This window comes from Christiangramia pacifica, assembly GCF_057221535.1.
Genome location: NZ_CM170146.1, coordinates 2,446,836 through 2,463,522, shown reverse-complemented (window position 1 = coordinate 2,463,522; position 16,687 = coordinate 2,446,836). Strand labels below are relative to the sequence as shown.

At 35.9% G+C, this 16,687-nt stretch carries 15 protein-coding genes; 6 read left to right on the top strand and 9 right to left on the bottom strand.

The features are described 5' to 3' along the window. The gene (locus AC2S94_RS11280) at positions 1-1,524 is read right to left on the bottom strand and encodes an IS1634 family transposase (protein WP_484628697.1); all 1,524 of its coding nucleotides are present in this window, start codon (positions 1,522-1,524) and stop codon (positions 1-3) included. Positions 1,525-1,603: 79 nt separating this feature from the next. Between AC2S94_RS11280 and AC2S94_RS11275 the strand changes: the two genes are divergently transcribed. Further along, the gene (locus AC2S94_RS11275) at positions 1,604-1,819 is read left to right on the top strand and encodes a hypothetical protein (RefSeq protein WP_484628696.1); all 216 of its coding nucleotides are present in this window, start codon (positions 1,604-1,606) and stop codon (positions 1,817-1,819) included. A gap of 77 nt (positions 1,820-1,896) precedes the next feature. Here the strand turns inward: AC2S94_RS11275 and AC2S94_RS11270 are convergent, their stop codons facing one another. The 8 genes from AC2S94_RS11270 to AC2S94_RS11235 all read right to left on the bottom strand — a co-directional run bounded on the left by AC2S94_RS11270 (position 1,897) and on the right by AC2S94_RS11235 (position 11,996). Beyond that, positions 1,897-2,757: a lysophospholipid acyltransferase family protein gene (locus tag AC2S94_RS11270; protein WP_484628695.1), complete on the bottom strand. Its 861-nt coding sequence runs from the start codon at positions 2,755-2,757 to the stop codon at positions 1,897-1,899. Between the two features lie 190 nt (positions 2,758-2,947). Further along, positions 2,948-3,778 carry a phosphatase PAP2 family protein gene (locus AC2S94_RS11265; protein ID WP_156282221.1) on the bottom strand — a complete coding sequence of 277 codons (831 nt, stop codon included), beginning with the start codon at positions 3,776-3,778 and terminating at the stop codon, positions 2,948-2,950. Further along, positions 3,775-4,932 carry an adenylate/guanylate cyclase domain-containing protein gene (locus AC2S94_RS11260; RefSeq protein WP_156282223.1) on the bottom strand — a complete coding sequence of 386 codons (1,158 nt, stop codon included), beginning with the start codon at positions 4,930-4,932 and terminating at the stop codon, positions 3,775-3,777. Before AC2S94_RS11260 ends, AC2S94_RS11265 begins: the two co-directional genes overlap by 4 nt. 29 nt (positions 4,933-4,961) lie before the next feature. Beyond that, positions 4,962-5,801, bottom strand: a complete 840-nt coding sequence (locus tag AC2S94_RS11255; protein ID WP_156282225.1) for a phospholipase A — start codon at positions 5,799-5,801, stop codon at positions 4,962-4,964. A 40-nt stretch (positions 5,802-5,841) separates the two neighbouring features. Then, positions 5,842-7,227 (bottom strand): TolC family protein, encoded by a 1,386-nt coding sequence (locus tag AC2S94_RS11250; protein ID WP_300441680.1) that lies wholly within the window; start codon positions 7,225-7,227, stop codon positions 5,842-5,844. Beyond that, positions 7,193-10,309 carry an efflux RND transporter permease subunit gene (locus AC2S94_RS11245; RefSeq protein WP_156282227.1) on the bottom strand — a complete coding sequence of 1,039 codons (3,117 nt, stop codon included), beginning with the start codon at positions 10,307-10,309 and terminating at the stop codon, positions 7,193-7,195. The genes AC2S94_RS11250 and AC2S94_RS11245 overlap by 35 nt, the downstream gene beginning before the upstream one ends. Before the next feature lie 15 nt (positions 10,310-10,324). Continuing rightward, entirely contained in the window at positions 10,325-11,416 is a 1,092-nt protein-coding gene (locus AC2S94_RS11240; protein ID WP_231608405.1) for an efflux RND transporter periplasmic adaptor subunit, read from the bottom strand. Further along, positions 11,406-11,996, bottom strand: a complete 591-nt coding sequence (locus tag AC2S94_RS11235) for a TetR/AcrR family transcriptional regulator (protein WP_156282229.1) — start codon at positions 11,994-11,996, stop codon at positions 11,406-11,408. The genes AC2S94_RS11240 and AC2S94_RS11235 overlap by 11 nt, the downstream gene beginning before the upstream one ends. Positions 11,997-12,187: 191 nt before the next feature. On the opposite strand from AC2S94_RS11235, the gene AC2S94_RS11230 reads away from it, so the two are divergent. From AC2S94_RS11230 to AC2S94_RS11210, 5 genes are all read left to right on the top strand, one after another. Further along, positions 12,188-12,751, top strand: a complete 564-nt coding sequence (locus AC2S94_RS11230; RefSeq protein ID WP_300441689.1) for a TetR/AcrR family transcriptional regulator — start codon at positions 12,188-12,190, stop codon at positions 12,749-12,751. A gap of 358 nt (positions 12,752-13,109) precedes the next feature. Continuing rightward, positions 13,110-13,601 (top strand): glutathione peroxidase, encoded by a 492-nt coding sequence (locus tag AC2S94_RS11225; RefSeq protein WP_300441692.1) that lies wholly within the window; start codon positions 13,110-13,112, stop codon positions 13,599-13,601. Positions 13,602-13,841: 240 nt separating this feature from the next. Next, complete coding sequence (locus AC2S94_RS11220; RefSeq protein WP_300441694.1) at positions 13,842-14,873, top strand: aldo/keto reductase; 1,032 nt, start codon at positions 13,842-13,844, stop codon at positions 14,871-14,873. Positions 14,874-14,962: 89 nt separating this feature from the next. Further along, positions 14,963-15,424, top strand: a complete 462-nt coding sequence (locus AC2S94_RS11215) for a PaaI family thioesterase (protein WP_300441696.1) — start codon at positions 14,963-14,965, stop codon at positions 15,422-15,424. A gap of 238 nt (positions 15,425-15,662) precedes the next feature. After that, on the top strand, positions 15,663-16,472 hold the full coding sequence (locus AC2S94_RS11210) for a DODA-type extradiol aromatic ring-opening family dioxygenase (protein WP_300441699.1): 810 nt from the start codon (positions 15,663-15,665) through the stop codon (positions 16,470-16,472). The last annotated feature ends 215 nt before the right edge of the window (positions 16,473-16,687 follow it).

Sequence of the window (16,687 nt, the reverse complement as noted above, 5' to 3'; positions counted from 1 at the left end):
CTAGAAATTTTTCTCGATGATTCGATATAATTCTGCCTGCTGATCATCCATTTTCAGGAGCTTGGATTTAGTGTGTTTAGAATCAGGAAGGGTATAAGTTATTTGATACATGTTATGTGTGAGTTCTGCTGCTTTTCTTAGTGATATAGTAGATTTTTCGGCATGGAGCAGCCTTTCCAATTCCTTGTAAATACTATAAGCCGTAAATGAGATGCAGATATGGGCTTCGATCCGGTGACGCAATCTGTGGTAAATGGGCCGTATTCGTAAATCGGTCTTTGACATTCTGAAGGCTTTTTCAATATGCCATAAGTTTTTATAATTTTCGACTACGAGTCTATCTGATAGTCCTGTATTGGTTACGTAGCCTTTCAATCCATCCCAGGCGTTGTCTTTCCAGAATTTTTCATAATCAATTTCAATGGTCACATCCCCCTTCATTTTTAGATATTTATTGTAACCCTTATTGTTGATGTTGGATTTGGTGAGCTTTCCAGATTTTATCCGCTTTTCCAGGCGCTGCAATCCTCTTTTTCGGTTGTGCTCATCTTTTGCCGCTCGATTGTTCGCATAGGTAACAATCAGACGGGTTTTTTCAGCCTTTGGTATTTTGATCATCTGGCCATCAGTAAGCTTTTTTGCCAGTATCTGTTTTTTTATTTTTTCTGGTTCGTTTTTTAGCCTTGCCCCAATGATATATTGGTAACCTTTTTCTTCAAGGGCCAAGATGTTGGAATTTGACAATAAGCCAGCATCGGCAACAATCACAGGTTTTTCCAAATTAAATTTTGCTGTTGTTTTTTCTATGAATGGGATCAAAGTATGTCCTTCATAAATATTGCCTTCGAAAATATCATAGCCAATGGCATAGCCTCCAAGCCCCACCAACAAACCAAGAAAAACCTGGGGGTTCTGATGCTTCCCATCCTTACTGAAGCCTGCTTTTCTAAGATCATCCTCATCGCTGGCCTCAAAATAAAGTGTGGTCATATCATAGAAGACAATACTGATCTTACCTCCAAGAACTTTTAAAGTATGTGCAAAAGAAATCTGCTCAGCCTGTATTTTTAAACGGTCATTGAGCTTGTCCAGGAAACGATATACAGCATCTATATCCAGCCTTACACCTTGAAACCGGTACAGGTATTCAATAGTCTTTAATTTGCTCAAAGGGAAGGCCAATCTGGCAATCACCAAATGGCGAAACAGATCTTCATTGATCTCATTAAAACCGATGCTGTCATATATTTTTCCAAAAATAATTTCCGGGCCCACGGTTTTAATACTGGCATTGCCCAAAGCTTCAAATAACTGCTCTACAACAATATCATTTTCTGAAACAAACAATTTTCCCTGAGCCTCCAGTCTTTCTATTTCCTGCTTTCCCAGGAAAACAAGTTTTTGGATCTCCTGCTCATTGCTACCGCTGCCAATAGACTTAACAACCTTGTATTTCCCTCTTTCTTTGGAAATAATTTGTACCGATATACTACCAGAACGATTCTTTAATCTTCTTAAAAACATCCTCAAAAATAGGCTTGCAACACCCATTTTCAAAATTCATTCCAGTAAAATCAATGCATCCCAAGCTGTTTTTTAAAAAGTGCGGAAGACAGGACAGGGACTCTACAGGGAAGATTTTGATGCTAATCTATATTCAAAACTTTATTTTCAATTAACGATGACCTATGATAATTCACCCTTTTTGGATACCACTGAAATATCCAGGGCCCACTATCAGCATGAATCGTTAATGTTTTATATGAATGCTATAACTAATGAAAAAGGTAAGGTAAAAATGAAAAACATTATTTCTTAGATCATCTAAGTGCCAAAAAACCGCTAAGAAATTTAATTTTCGATAATGTAAGCTTAGCCTTAGCCTATAGTGAGTATCTATGAGCTCAATTTCCATCTTTTGTGACTCCATAACCATAATTCAGGACTTTTTCTTATGGAACTTTCCAAAAGTTTAATATAATTATCTATAATACTGCTTGTCTCCGTCTTTTCGACAATATGAAACTGTAACTCGTAATGTCCTCTTTTTATTTTTCTAAAATTTGGAAAAACCACGGCGGGTCCAGTTCTATCGGCAATTTTTTCTGCACCGGTCAAAAAAGCTGTTTCCCTATACATAAATTCTTTCCATATTTTTGCCTGTTTTCGTTTGGGGCTTTGATCCCCTATTATACAGTTCATTACGGGTAGGTTTTCATTCTTCTGTCTTATGATAGTCCTGTATCCTTTTTTCGCCGCTATACATTTTACCCCGAATCGTTCTCTTATAGTTAAAAACAGTTCATTGAAATATCCATTTTTTAATGGTTTGTAAAAAGTATATGAAGGAATTTGAAAATATATTGGCAAGTACACTAACCACTCCCAATTTCCCTGATGTGCGGCATACATTAATATACTCTGGTGCTTTTTCTGAAAATCTAGTAACAATTCTGGATTACGTATAATTAATCGCTTTTTGATTTCTTTTTCACTTATTGTAAGTGTTTTAATAGCTTCTACTGCAATATCACAAAGATGGTGATAGAATTTCTTTTCGATTATATTTATTTCGTATCCAGTTCTTTCTGGAAAAGCATTTACAAGATTATATCGAACTACCTTTTCTCTATAGCTAACAACTTTATAAACAATAATATATAAAACATCAGATATGAAATATAAAATAGGCATTGGTAATAGGGAGATCAAATAAAAGGGGAAAAATTTTAGACGGGCAATGTATGTTAACTTCATATGATTGAAATATTAGTATTATTAAATCCTTTCTAAGCTAATAACCATGGTTTTCCATATGATTTAATATCCTTTATTAATATTCAGTTTGACCTATAATCATCGTAATGATAGAATATCCTTTGGGTATTTTTTCAAATCTTTCTAACAAATTCTTTCAATTTTTGATTAAAAAAACTTATTTAAAAAATCAGAAAGTCCCAATTAATCCTACTCTTCCTAAACCTATATTAAATTTCCAGCTTATACTATTCTTAAAACCCTGACCGTAATCTCTTTTTGTGTTTAGATAATTATCTATCGTATCAACTACCAAAATACTTATGGCCATGCTGAGTCCCACATCCGTTAGCCAATGAGCTCCTGCCCAAAGCCGCGAAACTGGGGCTATCATTCCCACTCCGTAAATTGCTGCTTTTAGTAATGGATTTTTAAATTGTTTACCTATAGCATAGGCTGTGGTAAAGGAAAGAATGGTGTGTCCAGAAGGGAAGCTATGGAAACCACCTTCTTTGCTAAAGGGCTTGAAAGAACCTTTGCCTTCTCCGGCACCAGGACGGCCTCTTCCTACAGTTATTTTAGAAATGGTTTGAATAAGGCCAGCTGTAGAGGCTGCTGAAATTAGCAAAACCCCAGTTTTTCGTATTTTTTGGTTTTTCGTTATCAAACCGTACAGATACACTACTCCATTTATTGCGTAATTATTTTGTGGACTGCCATAATACCAGCCGAAGTCTTTTATTATTCCTGGAATATCTTTTTCTTGATTTTCAAACCATATATTAGACTCTTCGTCAATTAGATACAATGCTCCTGTACCTATTATTATAATTCCAGCTGTCAGAAAATTGTTTTTTTTCCATTTCAAAGGTTTTGTGTAGGTGGTAGTTAGTCCATTGAAAGTACTGACTCCATCATATTTTAAAAGTTCCAGTGTAGTAGGAAGGCTGTCATTTTTTTTATTTTGGCTAAATAATAAAGACTGAAATGCCAAAAAAGCGATAAGGTATATTTTTTTCATTTATCTAAATTTTTATATTTATTTGTGTGGCGTCTTACACTAAATACCTCTATCGGTGACTCACGACCTTCCAAATTTTTTTGACCCAAAGAAGTTGTATGATACCTGTTTTGATCCTGGATAGAATTTTTTACCTCTCCGGAAATTAACAATGAGCTATCGTAGCTTTTACAAAGGTTTTCTAGCCTTGAAGCAACATTCAAAGTATCGCCATGATAAGCCAGTTCCCTTTTAACATCTCCTACTTCTATAACTGTAACCATACCCATATGTATTCCAGCTTTAAAAGTAGGAACCTCTCCAAATTGTTTATAGTAAAAATCCTCTCTAGAATTAAGTTGATCTTGAACTGAGAAAAGGAAACCTATTGGAGAGTTACCTTGGAATTTTTGAAGTGGCCAGCTAATTACGATTTCATCCCCCACGTATTGATAAATTTCGGCATGATATTCCCTGACAATTCTATTTATATCCAGAAAAGAATGCTGAATAAGTGAACTATATTTTAGATGGCCCAATTCTTCGGCTAATCTCGTGGATGAATTTAAGTCCAAGAACATAAAAACCCTCTCTTGCTCTCGAGGAAAGCGGAATGTACCTAGAATCATATACCACAAATAGCCTGGGCCGAATTTAGAAGCTATTTGATTGAAGAAACTGATTACGAGTGTCATCAAAAAAGTATATATCAATAAAATATATTCAATACGTTCTCCACTTTCTTCTAAGATTATTGCAGATAATGAATTTTTCTCTATAAAATAGTTCGAAAAAACCTCACTTGCAGATCTAATAGCAATTACAAGTCCCGCAAGTAGACAAAAGTAAATGAACCCTCCAGCCAGAATATTTAATCCTAATGAGTGATTTCGATGATAAATTTTTGTAAGTAAATGATCCAACAAAGCCAACGATGTTCCAAAAATAACTCCTATTAAAACTGTAAATTTAACAGGGGGATCTCCTACTGGTAGCCCCTGATTAATTTCCAATTTTTGGCCTATCACACTGTACATTGCAAGTAGATTTTGATGGGCAATGAACATTAGGAGACTGTAGGAAGCTATCCAAAAAACTATATATTTAAGAATTTTAGATAAAAGGGGGTTGCTATGGATCAAATAAATAAAATCAATATTATAGTTTTGTTTCATAAAATCTATTTTAATATAAAGGACAAAACCTACCTAAGCTGCGCAGGTTTTAATAGTTGAAGGTCGGTTGACCTGATAATATATCCAATCCGGAGCATACTTCTATATTTGTCAAAAGCAATCAAATTTTCTCCATAGCCATTAAACCATTCCAACATAATGTACTGATTCGTTCTTTTAGCTATTGAATAAATCAAGCGACTTCTTAAGCTTCCTTTCCAGTTCCATTGATTACCCTTTTTAGCATTGAGTTCCAATTGTAAATCATTACTAATATTATGAACCAAATTTATTTCACCATATCCTATATATTTTATTAGCTCTGGATTATCTGATTTATAGGAGAATGGAAACCAGGTCTTTATACTTAAAAGTGTTTTCTTGCTAATTCGTGTATGGTAGCTAAGGGATATACTGTTCCAACTCCTAGAGTAAATACTATCGCGACCATTAGACTCATGCTCAATTTTAAATTCTGTAAGACCAACCAGTTTATCATCATTATTGAACAGAGGTTTTCCCAAACCGATTCCTGGATTAAAATTTACTTCCTGAAACGGACGGGAGAATGCATATACATCCCAAAAAGCCTTTTGGGTGTACGTAATAAACAACTGAGTATTAAAAGGCAATGTATGCCTTGTCATTAATTGCTTAAAACTTATCTGGTATTTGGCATCTGCAGTTTCTTTAGAAATTCCTGTATGGGTGGGAACTCCTGTTATAAAATAAGTATCCTTATAAATTGAAAATGAAGGAAATATAGTATCTTTTAATTCATCTCTCGTAATACGCTGAGATTGGACCTGGTGAAAGGAAAGTAGCGCTAGAATGGCCGTGTAAAAAGATAATTTGAATGATATAGGCATCTTAAATGCATATTTAATTGTGGCTAAACATGATAAATTTTTAATTGAAATTTTGATAGTGTTCAGAATATTTATCTTCTAAATTATCTGTAACAAACAAGTATTTAGATTCTGCCAGTTTATAATTAGCATAAGCATTTATATATTTCGCCTCAGCTTCTTCTTCCTGTTGTTGAGCATCTAATAGATCGGTCAAATTATTTAGGCCACTATTGTAATTATCCCTTTGAACTTTTAAATTCTCGTTGGTATAATACAAATTTTCTTGGGCATAATTAATTTGCTTGTAGGCATCGATAAGATCATACCAGGATTTCATAATACCGATTTTAAGCTGGTCTTTTTGCTCTTCCAGATTATTTTGAGCTATTTTTTCCTGAAGTATTTTTTGCTGAACTTTTTCCTTTCCTGCTCCCCACCAATCGGAAATTGGAATGCTTACCATTCCCAACCCAATAGGCTTAAACTGGCCAGGAAGATTATTGGAAAACGATCCAAAATAGGCGGCATTCACACCCACTGAAACTTGTGGTAAAAGATCGGCTTTAGTTATTTTTGTCATTAATCTGGCGGCTTCAATCGACTTTTCGATAAGTCGGTAATTATCATTGCCGGTCAAGTCTAAATCTGGTTCAGAATATTTAAGCTGTGGTGGGTTTACTTGTCTTAAAGTATCTATTGCAACCGTAGTAGTATCATAAATTTTTCCTACATATAAGCCAAGGTCCAATAATGCCAGTTTCCGCATATTCGCAAGTTTACTTTGTTGTAAAAGCACACGACTACGATTTGTTCTCACTCTTAGTAATTGATTTTTTGCAATAAGTCCGGCTCCTAACAGGTCTTCTTGTTGTTTCAACAATTCGGTGAGGTATATTTTGCTTGCTTGTATGGACCTTAGTTGTTCCTGTACCTTTACTAATTGCCAATACTTATCTTCGGTTGTATAAAGTATAGAATCTATAGACTGCTCTGCCTGTATTGTCTTGGTTTCCACTTGTAAACCTGCTAAATTGCTTGAGTTCCTAACTTTCCCGCCCGCATAGATTATTTCTGTTGCCCCAGCACTGGCCAGATAGATATTATCAATACCAATAGGTAATATATTCTGGATAGGATCTATAATATTGTTGTTAAATCCGTTAAGAACGGTCCCCTGCCCATTAATTTGGGGAAAGTAATTGGCAATTGCTTCACGTTTAGCTGCTTCAGCCTGTTCAATTCTTATTTCTCCGTTTTTTATACTATTACTATGAGATACCGCAGTTTTTTTAACCTCCTCCAGATTTAAGGTTTCCTGTGCAAACAAGCTTCCGAAGGATAGAAAGCTTAACAGGCTGCAAGCTATGATATAAGAACTATGCTTTGGATTCATATTTTCTATAGTTATATTAGGAATTCGCTTGATTTTCTTGGGATGCTTCACTTTCATTTTTTTTATTTCTGAAAAACAACCAGTACAATACCGGTAAAACAAATAATGTAAGCACCATCGAAACCATTAAGCCAAAAGCTATTACTGTACCTAAAGGCCCCCATAAAGTGGATCTACTAAGGATCATAGGAGTCACACCAACTGCTGCTGCAGAAGAGGTAAGGAAAATAGGTCGCATTCTTCTTTTGGCAGCCTGGGCAGCAGCTTCGAAAACTGAATACCCGTGATCTCTTCTTAATTCATCTGCAAAATCAATAAGGATAATACCATTTCTAACCACAATTCCACAAAGTGCTAAAAGCCCTAAGAAAGATGTAAACCCAAAAGGATACTGCATTAACAATAAGCCTAATGCTGCCCCAAATATGCTGAGTGGCATGGTGATAAAACTTAAAACCGCATATGTAAAAGATTTAAAGTGCCAAAGCAGGATAAGGAAAATAATGAAGATGCTTATTAATAGAGAAATGCCCATAGGTAGTAGATTTTCCTGGGACATTTCGTATTCACCGCCGTAACCAATTGTAATATTATCAGGAATTTCTAATTCTTCTATTTTTGGACGTAATTTTGCGAGCACTTCATTGGCAACAGCTCCTTTAGCAATATCTATCCGTACCGTTAAACATCGTATTCCATTACGCCTCACAATTTGTTCCTGTTCCCAATCGGGTTTGATATTCGCAATTTGCCGTAGGGGAATACTTGTACCTGTTCTAGGTGAAATTATTGCTAATTCCCTTATTGTTGATACTTTTTGGTCGGTTGGGTTCTTAGATTTTATCTTAACGTTTATGCCATATTCATCATCCCAGACTTGCGTTGCTATTAGCCCCTCCATATTCATAGCAATAGTGTTGGCAATATGTTCTCTTGTTAGGCCTACACGGGACGCTTCTTCTTCTTTAACATCAATAGAGATGGTTTGCTGAATTTCACCATAATTAGTCCTGGACCAAATGGTTTGTGGGGTTTTGCGAGAAAGGTCAATAATCTTATCTCCATACTCCTTTAGTGTATTTATATCTTGCCCAAAAAGCCGAACTTCCACCTGTGCCGGTTTCGCTATCATATTAAGTTGTTTCATTCTTAAATATGCATTGGGAAACATGTTGGCGTATTTCGCATCATATTCTTTAAGCACTTCTACTGTAGCATCATCTGAGGAGGTGGTAACCAAAACCTGGGCATAGTTCTTTGCTGGAAGATTTGGGGCATAGACCATATGAAAACGTGGCGAACTTTCACCTATAAAACTTGTATAATCTTCAACGCGCTCATCTTTTGCAAGGATCTTTTCAAATTCTTCAACTACGCTTTGCGTTTTTTCAAGGCTGCTATTTTTAGAAAGGTAGACCTCTACGGCAAATTGATTTCTTTCGATTACCGGAAACAATTCTTGCGACAAATTGGAGAAAAGAAATATACCTATAAGCACTGATGCTATTCCTGCAACAAGCGTAAGTTTATAGTGTTTCATCGCTTTTTCCACACTCCTATCAAAAATATTTTGCAAGCGGTCTAACAAAGATTTTTTCTGCTCTTTTTGATTATTTTTTTTGTTCTGCAATCCTTTTTTAATGAATAAGGTATTAAAATAGGGTACAAGCAATACAGAGATGGCGAGTGAGAGAAATAATGCGATCATTATGGTATATGGAAATGTGCTAAGGAAGTCTTTTGCGATTCCCGACATAAAAAACACCAAAGGTAAAAAGGTAGCAGATATGGCCAGTGTTGCAGTAAATACAGAGGGGAAAAGTTCTAAGGCACTATTCTTTGCCGCTTCCCAAACAGATTGTCCTTCATCTAATTTTTCTACGTGATTATCAATTACAACAATGGGATCGTCTACTACTATCCCTAATACAATAATTAGTGCTGCAAGGGTAACGGTATTTAGTTCCATTCCCAACATATACATAAGTGCAAGTGTAGATAAAATAGTAATAGGGATAGTTGCTGCCGCAACAGAAGCTATCCTAAAAGGCAGCAAAAACAAGGTAACGATGACCACTCCTAAAAGGGCATAGCCAAATTCTTTTAAAAAATGGCTTATAGCATCTTGTACAACACTGGGCTGATTAGCAATTTTCCTTACTTGGATATCTTCTGGAAGCTGATTTTTAATTAAATCAAGTTTTTCATCTATCCTATCTCCAAACTGGACAATATTGTTGCCCGAAGCCATCTCTAAAGTGATGATCATTGCTTTTGTTCCGCTCGTGGTTATAAATGAATTTGGGTCTTCATACTCTCTTTTTAATTCAGCAATATCTTTGATCCTGACAACTCTGCCATCTTCACCGGTACTTACAATGTGATTAGCTATATCTGTTATGTTTTCTAAAAAAACGTCCATATGAATGGGCCTATCAAACCCTGGTGACTCTAAAGTTCCACTTGGCCTTACAGTACCTTGTGTTTGCAGGCTCTGCATTAACTCTCCTGGACTAATACCGTATTGTGCTAACTCATTTTGATCTATATATATAGCAATCTGCTCTGTAAGGCCTCCAGAATGGCTTATCTTGGCCATACCTTTAACCTGGCGGAGTTTATCTTCAATTTCTTCAACATGTAGCTGTAGATCTTTATAAGGCCTCGTTTTAGATTCCACCGCTATAATCATTGCGGCCGTACTTCCAAAATCGCTGTTAACAAGGATACCCTTAACGCCGGGTGGCACTTCGCGTTGTTGAAAAACAAAAATGTCGTTTTTTAGCTTATTCCAAAACTGCGAAGTTTCGTCTGGCCCTACTCGACTGTCTATTTCTACATAAATATACATTGCCCCATCCTGCGAATAAGAATAGGTTTTTTCTTTATCTACTTCATTGTAACTAAATAGAAAAGCTTCCACTTTAGCAGTAAGTTGCTCTTCAACTTCTTCTGAATTGGCACCGGGGTAAAATCCCATAACCAATCCTTGCCTAATGGTAAACTCCGGAAACTCGTTTCGTGGCATATTGAATAAGCCTAGCAGGCCAATCACAACAAAAACAAAAGCCAGTGCCACGGGAAAAGCTTTGTTCTGCATCGCCCATTCTATTATAGAACCTTGTTTTTTCATAAAATAAGGGGCTTATTATTTATTAACAATATTTACCGGTGTATTTTCGGTGAGTTTGTGATAACCAGAGGTTATAAGCTGTTCGCCATTTTTTAAACCTTCTGTAATGGCTATACCCTCGTCAGTTAATTTTCCGGTCTTTACAATACGCCTTTTGGCTTTATTTTGATTATTGACTACATATACGAAGTTTTCATTTCCATCGGTTACAGATACGGTTTCTACCGGTACTATTATGGTGGCAGAGCTCTCTTCTTTAGCTTCTAACTTTTCTAAAATAGAAACGGTGCAAGTCATCCCAGGTTTAATTTTTCCGGTAGGATTATTAATACTTATTTGTGCTGTATATGTGGGGTTAGAACTATCTGTCTGTACAGATAGTTCCGTAATTTCACCCTCATATTCTTTATTTAACGCATCTACTTTTACTACGGCTTTGTCCCCTTTTTCATACTGGTTAATCTCGTCATCAGGAATAGGGATAATTGCTTTAAGCTTATCAATATTAAAAAAATAGACAACAGGTTGGCCGGGTGAGGCCAAGTCTCCTGCTTCCATCATTTTTTCCCCAACATAACCACTAAAAGGAGCCCTGATGCTGGTGTGTTTTACATTTTGATAGCTTGCTTCTGCAGCAGCTTGTGCTTGTTGGTAATTAGAGCGGGCCTCTACCATTCTAACTTCTGCAATACTTCCTTTTTCATACACTTCTTTTACCCGGGCATAATTATCCTCAGCCAGATCTGCCTGTGCTTTTTGGGTTTCATATTGCTTTTGATAAGTTGTAGCATCTATACTAGCGATGAGATCATTTTGTTTAACATATTCGCCCATCTTAACCGGGAATTGCTCGATAGTTCCAGATACCTGAAAACTAAGCTTCACATTTTTATCTGCAGCTATCCTTCCTGTAGCAGATAAAACATTACTATTATTTTTGAATGACTGCTCTCCAACAAGGATTGTTTTTACGTCGATAGGTTGAATTTCTTGTGTTTTCTCATCTTTTTTACAAGCTTGAAATATTATAAAAGTGATGCAGAGCAAAAGACCGGGATAGAATTGACGCATACGTTTAGCTAATAGAGAGTTTAATTTATTGATCATATTTTAGACCTTTTATAAGCAGGCTAACCAGCCACTGTAATCTAATATCCATATTGTCCAAGGTACCATATAGGAGCATTTCTTTTTCTAAACTATTGAGAGCAGTACCCATGGCCATTGCCAAAAATTTAATATCATCATCGCTTATAGATGCGATTTCATCATTCTCCAAAGCCCAGGTAAGAATGTTTGTGAAGATTTCATTTTCTAAATGCCTTATTTTAAAATATATTAAGTTATTGAGGTGGGGATTCTGTTTTATATCTTCAACTAAAAATCTATATCCTTCTATTTTTTTGAATAGGCTATTGAGTTTACCGGCGACATATCCTGTTAAATTTTCCTCAATGCTGCGAGAGGGAGCAATTTTTGTTTTAGCAGGCTGTATAATAGTTAAATATTCAAGTAAGGCAACTTCCTCAAAGACTTCTTCTTTATTTTTAAAATAATAATAAATAGTACTTCTTCCTTTGTTAGATGCATTTGCAATATCACTCATCGTAATTTGGCTGAAACCACGCTCTTTAAATACATTTTTTGATGAATTTATAATATGTGCCTTTATTAAGTCGTTGTTCATTTGACAAAATTTATAAAATTGTCTAATTTTAGACAAATATAAATATATTGTCGAATCAATGGATTTTAATCAGAGAATATCTTTAACTTTATTATGCTGATAAATTGAAGTTGGTAATTCCTGAATTATTTGAAACAATTAACTATAATAGGTTTTTAAAAAGCCTGCGATGAATACTATAATTAAATAAAATGACCCGATTGGAGGAGATATTGGAGGTTGCATGTAAACTCTATTACCAGCAAGGTATAAAATCAGTCTCTATGGATGATATCGCGGAGAGTTTAGCTATCTCAAAAAAAACTTTGTATAACACAGTGAGTAATAAAAATGAGTTACTTATCCTGGTCACAAAAAATTTATCGTCTATATTCATAAAATCGTTGCATGATATTAATGAAAGAAATAATATTACGCAAAAAGAAAAATTAAAACACATAGCTAAATTTATTCTGACATTTACCTGTGAAAACTTTCTTTTTATTCAACAACTTAAAAATACCCATAGGAGGTTGTGGGTAGAATTAGAGTATGACCAACATACTGCCATTTTGAAAATTATGGGTCCTATTTATCAAGAATTACGAAAGGAGAAACTACTGAAAAGATCAGTGAACAAAGATTTGCTAAATTTTATTTTTCTAGGCATGTGTAAGGTTAAAAAGGATCATTTAAACTCAATGGAAAACTCACAAAAACGTATAGAGATTTCAGAACTATTAATTGACGGATTATTTGTTAACATAGAAAATTAAATACTTACCTCTATAATTATTATTCAAATAAAATCCTGGGAAATCGTTTTCGTATGTCCAAAGAAGTACCTATTGAGTTCTAAATAAAATTGTACCCAAACAAATCAAAGCAAGCTTGCCCATTAGATTGTTCAGAACAATGAAATTAGGAATGCTTTCGGCACCAAACGCTTTTATTTAATGATGTGATTGTATTTAGAGGGTTCCAACAAAGCAAGAACTTATTGTCAAGACGCAAACTACGGTTAGATATTATAAGTAATTTAAAAGTTTAGTAGATGGGAGATACGTGCAAGACAGCTTTTGTTAAAAAATTTTATGGTAAAATTTATTGAAATAAATAAAAAGTACAAATGCTATGGAATCAGAATTTTATCAGCTACAAGCTAAAAAGCCCAATGGAGAAATTATTGAAATGAAAGATTTCGAAGGTAAAACAATATTGGTTGTTAATACGGCTACAAAATGTGGCCTTGCCCCACAATTTGACGGTTTAGAAGCACTGCACCAAAAGTACAAAGACAAAGGGTTGGTTGTTTTAGGATTTCCCAGCGCGCAATTTCTGAACCAGGAGCCTGAAACAAACGATACGGTAGAGGAAGCTTGCAAAATTAATCATGGTGTTACCTTTCAGCTTACCGAAAAAATTGATGTAAACGGTAAAAACACTCATCCGGTATTCGCTTATCTCAAGAAGAGAAAAGGAGGTTTTCTCGGAAACCGTATCAAATGGAATTTCACCAAATTTTTAATCGATAAAAACGGTAACCCGGTAAAACGGTTTGCCCCAACTGATAAACCTGAAAAAATAGAAAAGGATATTTTGAAACTTATTGGCGATAAGAATTAGCATATAGTATGCAGATCAAATAAAAAAACAGGAAAAATCAAATTGAGCATACTCGATCAATCGGTTATTAAGCCTGGCGATGATCAGTGAAAGAACAGCTCATTAAATTATCAAAGCATTTTGGAAACCTATGAAATTATAATTTCCTCAATATGTGTTGATTATGAGGCGTACAGAAAAATATTTGAGTTAAAGGCTTTACATTAATATATTTAATAATTAACACTTAAAAACAAAATTATGAAGTACAGACAATTAGGAAAATCTGGTTTAATGGTATCCGAACTTTGCTTAGGAGCTATGAGTTTTGGCGGCGAGGGCTACTGGAAAGTAGTCGGTAATTTAGATTACCCAGCCAGCAAAAAAATAGTGGATATGGCTCTTGATGCCGGCGTAAACTTTTTTGACACGGCCGATGTATATTCCCACGGTCAATCTGAAGAAATTCTGGGTAAAGCACTAAAAGAGAAACGTAACGAAGTAGTGCTTGCCACTAAGGTAAGGGGGCGGATGAGCAAGGACATTAATGATGTGGGCTTGTCCCGTAAACACATTATTGAGAGCTGTAATAATAGCCTAAAGAGATTAGGCACCGACTATATCGACCTTTATGTGATGCACAGTTTTGATCCTGTTACCCCCCTTGAAGAAACTTTGGGCGCTCTATCAGATTTGGTGCATCAGGGAAAAGTGAGGTACATTGGTGCCAGTAATTTCACGGCATGGCAGTTGATGAAAGCTTTGGCTATATCTAAAGAAAATCACTTTGAAAAGTTTGTGTCACTTCAAGCTATCTATTCATTGATTTCCAGGGATGTGGAATATGAATTAACTCCGCTGCTTGAAGATCAAGGTTTGGGATTGACCCCATGGTCGCCGTTGGGAGGTGGTTTCCTGACAGGAAAATACAGGAAGGACAAACCCATGCCCGAAGATTCCAGAAGAACCAATGAAGAGCAAAACTTTATCCCGATAGATGAGGAAAAAGCTTATGTTATTGTAGATGCCCTGGAAGAAATTGCTAACAATCACAATGCGAGTATTGCGCAGGCAGCATTAAATTACCTGCTCAGAAAACCGGTGGTTTCTTCAGTCCTGGTGGGTGCCACCAAACCACACCAACTGGAAGATAACCTTAAAGCAACCGAATGGGAAATGAGTGCCGAGGAAGTAAGCCGCCTGGATGAATTAAGCAAATTAGACCCAATTTATCCACATTGGATGTTGCAATTCACTTACATGGACAGAACCAACACCGACAATTTCTTGTAATTGTAATTGTTTGACCAACAGAATCCCCCCGAGACTTTGCCTCGGGGGATTCATTAATTTGAGATAAATCACACGTAAAAATGAATAACATGAAAATTCCTGATGAATTTCAAAATTTAAAACCTTATGATATGAGTTTGTACACATATTCATTTGTTTCAGGGAAGCAACAGAATTACATAGATGTACAATATTATCATGATGAAAGCTTGTTGAAATTCTACGTCAGGGTTTTATTTCACGTTGAAACCCAGGGAGCCCCTGGAATTGTTCACGGTGGTGCCATTGCATCTGTAATGGATGAAGCCATGGGAGGGGTAGCCTTTTTAAATCATATGCCTGCTGTTACCGGGAACTTGACGCTAAATTATCACAGGCCATTACCGGTTGAAACCACCATGTATATGACTGCCACAATCGAAAAAACTGAAGGTAAAAAAGTCTATATCGCGGGAAAAATGTTTGATGGAGATGGGGTGCTTTTTGCCGAATCAGAAGGAATTTTTGTCAAAGTACCCCATGAAAGAATTGGTTTTACAAATAGCAAATAAAATTTTTGTCAATGAAGAAAATAATTATTCGTTATCGGCTACTGTAGAAGAGGCACTGTACCATTTAAGTGTTGTATGATCAATGAAATTATCTGGTTTACTTTCGCTGTGCACAGATTTTGAATACTTCAGCGTTTGTAAACCTGCTGCGATGCACTAAAACAATTTAAACACGAGGCTCGACCAACTAATAAGTGGGGAAACTGCATTGAAAGCGATAAGAAAAAAAGGATACAGAATGGGAAAGTTACCCGTATATTTTATACCTCATGGTGGTGGTCCGTGGCATGTAACTAAAAATGGCATGGGCGACCCTATTGGATATGGTCGGTTAAGGAAATACCTTAAAAATTTTGGTGAGCAATACAGCCAAAAGATAAAAGCTATTCTTGTTGTTTCAGGACATTGGGAAGAGGATTTGCCGACGCTGCAATTCGGTTCAAACCCACATTTGCTATATGATTATTATGGCTTTCCTGAATCTACATATCATTTAAAATGGCCAGCTCCCGGTAATCCCGAATTGGCTGAACAGACTGAAAATCTGTTAAAAGAAAGCGGTTTTAAAACAAAAAGAGACTACGAAAGAGGCTTTGACCATGGAATATTTGTGCCTTTAATGATTGCTTTCCCAAAAGCCAATATTCCGGTGGTTCAGCTTTCCCTGGTCAATTCCTTTGACCCTGAAACGCATATAAACCTTGGCGAAGTGCTTGAACCTTTACGAAATGAAGGTGTGTTGATTATAGGTTCAGGAATGAGCTACCATAATATGCAAGGGTTTATGTCGGGTAGTTCTTCAGCTACAGGTGTTTCAATGCAATTCGATGATTGGCTCACCCAGACAGTTGAGATAAATGATGCTAAAAAGCGAAATGAAATGCTCATTAACTGGAAGAATGCACCGAAAGCAAGAGAAAGCCATCCAAGAAGTGAACATCTGGCACCACTGTTTGTAGTTGCCGGTGCTGCTGGCATTGATAAGGGCTCTCATGATTATTCGGGATTACTCATGGGTGTTAAAGTTTCAGGATATAAGTTTGGATAATTGATAAGAATTAAATTTTATAGAGGCCAGTAGTTACTTATAATTTGTTTCTGATACGCCTTTCTATCGGCCTTGATCATTTTTTTCTATCAGGTTTCCTTGCTTTGGAAAGAATCGCTCCTAAAGCAGAACTTGTTGAAATACCTGTAGATATCAAGGTTGTTCAACGATGAGTCCATGACTTTATCTGGGGTATCATGGTATGCAGGTCCCTA

Coding starts and splice junctions, on each gene's coding strand:
- AC2S94_RS11270 (WP_484628695.1), bottom strand. CDS start 2,757: ATGAAGTTAACATACATTGCCCGTCTAAAATTTTTCCCCTTTTATTTG.
- AC2S94_RS11245 (WP_156282227.1), bottom strand. CDS start 10,309: ATGAAAAAACAAGGTTCTATAATAGAATGGGCGATGCAGAACAAAGCT.
- AC2S94_RS11265 (WP_156282221.1), bottom strand. CDS start 3,778: ATGAAAAAAATATACCTTATCGCTTTTTTGGCATTTCAGTCTTTATTA.
- AC2S94_RS11220 (WP_300441694.1), top strand. CDS start 13,842: ATGAAGTACAGACAATTAGGAAAATCTGGTTTAATGGTATCCGAACTT.
- AC2S94_RS11240 (WP_231608405.1), bottom strand. CDS start 11,416: ATGATCAATAAATTAAACTCTCTATTAGCTAAACGTATGCGTCAATTC.
- AC2S94_RS11235 (WP_156282229.1), bottom strand. CDS start 11,996: ATGAACAACGACTTAATAAAGGCACATATTATAAATTCATCAAAAAAT.
- AC2S94_RS11225 (WP_300441692.1), top strand. CDS start 13,110: ATGGAATCAGAATTTTATCAGCTACAAGCTAAAAAGCCCAATGGAGAA.
- AC2S94_RS11210 (WP_300441699.1), top strand. CDS start 15,663: ATGGGAAAGTTACCCGTATATTTTATACCTCATGGTGGTGGTCCGTGG.
- AC2S94_RS11280 (WP_484628697.1), bottom strand. CDS start 1,524: ATGTTTTTAAGAAGATTAAAGAATCGTTCTGGTAGTATATCGGTACAA.
- AC2S94_RS11260 (WP_156282223.1), bottom strand. CDS start 4,932: ATGAAACAAAACTATAATATTGATTTTATTTATTTGATCCATAGCAAC.
- AC2S94_RS11215 (WP_300441696.1), top strand. CDS start 14,963: ATGAAAATTCCTGATGAATTTCAAAATTTAAAACCTTATGATATGAGT.
- AC2S94_RS11255 (WP_156282225.1), bottom strand. CDS start 5,801: ATGCCTATATCATTCAAATTATCTTTTTACACGGCCATTCTAGCGCTA.
- AC2S94_RS11230 (WP_300441689.1), top strand. CDS start 12,188: ATGACCCGATTGGAGGAGATATTGGAGGTTGCATGTAAACTCTATTAC.